Annotated in this window: 2 protein-coding genes and 2 pseudogenes; 1 reads left to right on the top strand and 3 read right to left on the bottom strand. The window is 59.6% G+C overall.

Annotation, left to right across the window (positions count from 1 at the left end; all coding sequences use genetic code 11):
• Together Q0J74_RS10700 and Q0J74_RS10695 are read right to left on the bottom strand one after the other, a co-directional pair.
• A pseudogene (locus tag Q0J74_RS10700) lies at positions 1–581 on the bottom strand (sodium:solute symporter); the annotation flags it as partial.
• Between the two features lie 24 nt (positions 582–605).
• The gene (locus Q0J74_RS10695) at positions 606–2,243 is read right to left on the bottom strand and encodes a class I adenylate-forming enzyme family protein (RefSeq protein ID WP_297214462.1); all 1,638 of its coding nucleotides are present in this window, start codon (positions 2,241–2,243) and stop codon (positions 606–608) included.
• Positions 2,244–2,488: 245 nt separating this feature from the next.
• On the opposite strand from Q0J74_RS10695, the pseudogene Q0J74_RS10690 reads away from it, so the two are divergent.
• Positions 2,489–2,638, top strand: a pseudogene (locus tag Q0J74_RS10690) (cation:proton antiporter); the annotation flags it as partial.
• 106 nt (positions 2,639–2,744) lie between these two features.
• Here the strand turns inward: Q0J74_RS10690 and Q0J74_RS10685 are convergent.
• Positions 2,745–3,302 carry a hypothetical protein gene (locus tag Q0J74_RS10685; protein ID WP_297214460.1) on the bottom strand — a complete coding sequence of 186 codons (558 nt, stop codon included), beginning with the start codon at positions 3,300–3,302 and terminating at the stop codon, positions 2,745–2,747.
• Positions 3,303–3,768 lie beyond the last annotated feature (466 nt).

The following is a 3,768-nucleotide window of genomic DNA, read 5'->3' as shown; positions in this document are numbered from 1 at the left end:
ATGCCGAAAATCATGATGATGCCCTGAATAAAGTCGTTGATGGCGGTGGCCATATAGCCCCCGGCGATGACGTAGACACCGGTGAGCACCGCCATCACCACCACGCACACCCCGTAGTCGATGTGAAAGGCCATGGCGAACAGCCGGGAGAGGCCGTTGTACAGGCTGGCGGTGTAGGGGATGAGGAAGATGAAGATGATCACCGAGGCGGTGAGCTTCAGGTTCCGGCTGTCAAAGCGGCGGCCGAAGAACTCGGGCATGGTGGCGCTGTCCAGATGCTGGGTCATAATCCGGGTGCGCCGGCCCAGCACCACCCAGGCCAGCAGGGAGCCCAAAAAGGCGTTGCCCAGACCCGCCCAGGTGGAGGCGATGCCGAAGCGCCAGCCGAACTGTCCGGCATAGCCCACAAAGACCACAGCGGAGAAATAGCTGGTGCCGTAAGCGAAGGCGGTGAGCCAGGGACCCACCGAGCGGCCGCCCAGCACAAAGCCGCTGACATCGGTGGCATGGCGGCGGCAGTACAGGCCAATGCCCACCATCACGGCAAAAAAGATTATCAGCAGGGAAAGTTTAATCCACATATCCAACAATGGGGTACGCTCCTCTCAGTGGGTGGTCTGCGCCTCAACCAGGCGGCCACGGCAGTATTTTTCCCGCAGCACGGGCTTTTCGATCTTGCCGGTGGGGTTGCGGGGTACATGATCGAAGATGATCCGCCGGGGGCGCTTGTACCGGGGCAGTTCCCGGCAGAACTCGTTGATCTCCGCCTCGGTGCAGCTCACCCCCTCCTTCACCTCCACAATGGCGGCGGCAATCTCTCCCAGCCGGTGGTCGGGCAGGCCGATAACCGCCACATCCTTGATCTTGTCGAACTGGCGCAGGAAGTCCTCAATCTGCACCGGGTACAGGTTCTCGCCGCCGGAGATGACCACGTCCTTTTTCCGGTCCACCAGGTAGATGAAGCCGTCGGCATCCACCTCCGCCATGTCGCCGGTGTACAGCCACTCGCCCTTGAGCACCTCGGCGGTGGCCTCCGGATTTTTGTAATAGCACTGCATCACGCCGGGACCCCGGACCGCCAGCTCCCCCACCTGTCCCTGGGGTACCTCGTCGCCCTGCTCGTCTACCACCTTGGTCTCCCACAGGTAGCCGGCCTTTCCAATGGCCCCCACCTTGTGGATGTTCTCCACCCCCAGGTGGACGCAGCCCGGGCCGATGGACTCGCTCAGGCCGTAGTTGGTATCGTACAGGTGATGGGGGAAGACCTTCTTCCACCGGTGAATCAGGCTGGGGGGAACCGGCTGGGCGCCGATATGCATCAGCCGCCACTGGTCCAGCAGATACTCGTTCAGGTCCACCCGCCCGCTGTCGATGGCATCCAAAATATCCTGCGCCCAGGGAACCAGCAGCCACACAATGGTACACTTCTCCTCGGTAACCGCCCGGAGAATCCACTGGGGGGACACCCCCCGCAGCAGCACCGCCTTGCTGCCGCTGGCCAGGGAGCCAAACCAGTGCATCTTGGCCCCGGTGTGGTAGAGAGGCGGGATGCACAAAAATACGTCCTCATGGGTCTGGCCGTGGTGGTGCTGCTCGGTCAGGCAGGCAGAGAGCAGGGACTTGTGGTTGTGCAAAATGGCCTTGGGAAAACCGGTGGTACCGGAGGAGAAGTAGATGGCCGCCAGATCCCCCAGTTCCAGGTGGACCGGCGGATTTTCAAAAGAGCAGTACATCACCAGCTCCCGGTAGCTCTCGGCAAAGCCGGGGACCCGGTTGCCCACGTAAAACCGCAGCCGGACCCGGTCCAGGTCGGGCAGGATGGGCTCCAGCCGGTCAATGAACTCCGGCCCGAACACCAGCACCTCCACGTCGGCCAGATCCAGACAGTAGCGGATCTCCTCCGAAGAGTAGCGGAAGTTCAGCGGCACCGCCAGGCAGCCCGCCTTCAAAATTCCAAAGTAGATGGGCAGCCACTCCAGGCAGTTCATCAGCAGGATACCCACCTTGGTTCCCCGCTTCACCCCCCGGCTGAGCAGCAGATTGGCAAAGCGGTTGGCCTTTTTGTCAAACTGTCCCCAGCTCATTTCCCTGCGGTAGGGCTCGTCGGGCCGGCTGCGCTCGATGAGGCTGTACTCCCGCCAGGTGGCGGCCCGGTCCCGCTCCTCCGAGGGGTTGATCTCCACCAGAGCCGTCTCGTCCCGGTACAGGCGGGCATTGCGCTCCAGAAATTCGGTAATAACCATAGCTTGGCGCTCCTTTAGTTGGGATCTCCGCCGTCCGGCGGGGTGTCAGAATTTTTATGTCGCCTATTTTACCGCTTTAAAGGGCAAAAGTCAAGAACTGTCTGACGGAATCTCACACGCGCCGCCCGCCAGAATCGCCGCCCTGTTCCCGCTGATTTCTATCCACATTGACGATTGACTTTTTGCACAAGGCAGACTACCCTCTATGCTGCACTTTTACCAAAGCCGTGAAAGGAGTGTCTGCTATAAGTTACCCTTATCTCTTTGAACTGGCGCTGATTTTGTTGAGCACCAAGGTGCTGGGCATTCTCACCAGGCGCTTTGCCCTGCCCCAAGTGGTCGTCGCGCTGTTGGCCGGCCTGGTGATGGGACCGGCTGTGCTGAATTTTTTGCACTCAGCGAGGGGCGGGCATCGGCGCTGCCCCGCCCCTGTGCCAAAACAAGCGCTGCCGAAACGGGGTGGCACTCCGTCCCGGCAGCGCTTGTCATATCGCCGCTCTCTCATTCCCGCAGCTTGCGGCAGTACTGGGTACACAGCTTGTCGGTACACTCCTGACAGGTGAGGGCCGCGTTGGAGTGGTCCCAGAACCGCTCCGGATACATCATCACGCACAGCTCCCATACCAGCCACGCGACAGCCGCCATCGCCACCAGGGACCCGGCAAAGAAGCCGCCCACATAGATCAGCGGAGAGAACATCATCAGATGGTCCCAGTTAAAAATCCTGCACGTGGTGCAGCAGCGCGTCTTCATCATCAGCCGGAAGGGACACCACACCAGCACGCAGATCAGGTCGCAGACATAAAACAAAACAGAGAGCATAAACAAGGTGATTTTTCCGATGAGGCCCGTATAATACAGCACTCCGATGCCTATAATCAGCAGGCACCAGAGGAGGAACACCTTGTATGCCGCCTTTGTAATGGAGACGATGTAGCTTCTCAGAGCTTCATAGTTGATCTTTTCCCGCATGGGCCTGAAGTGGTTGGCAAACAGCTTCTGGGAGCCGATGGGAACCTTGTTCTTGATGGGAACGATCTGGAGAAACATGTCGGCCACCCAAACCGCCCATAAAAGGTGCAGTGGAGAGGGGGTCCTGAAAAAGTTCAGCCCATCCAGCACCGCGAAGGCATTCCTCTGGAGTCTGCACAAAACGGCGCACAGCGTCAAAATCAGGCAGCGTCCTATCAACCGAATGATATAGATTTTTCTTGTCCTGGACATGTTCTCCCTCTTTCTCTCTCTGCGCCGGAGCGGGGCGTCTACTGGATCTGGCTTCACCCAGTATAATACAAATCCACCCGAGAGGACAAGGGGAAACCGCAGTTCACCCCTACTCCGGGCTCCCCGAAAGCCGCAGCAGACCCGGAATTTTGCGGCAACAGAGGACACAGCCCCAAAAGAAAGACACGCCGGCGGCGTGTCTTTCAGCCTGTCAAGAAAAAAAGCGCGACGCCCCTCTCAAACATGCAGGCATGTTTGAGAGGGGATGCAGCCCGCTCTGCGCCGCACGCGCAAAACACGC

Source organism: uncultured Flavonifractor sp. (genome assembly GCF_944387675.1).
In the GTDB taxonomy this organism is placed as follows: Bacteria; Bacillota; Clostridia; order Oscillospirales; family Oscillospiraceae; genus Flavonifractor.
The sequence above is the reverse complement of the archived record's forward strand: the minus strand, read 5'-3'. Positions and strand labels throughout refer to the sequence as shown.

Coding starts and splice junctions, on each gene's coding strand:
- Q0J74_RS10695 (WP_297214462.1), bottom strand. CDS start 2,243: ATGGTTATTACCGAATTTCTGGAGCGCAATGCCCGCCTGTACCGGGAC.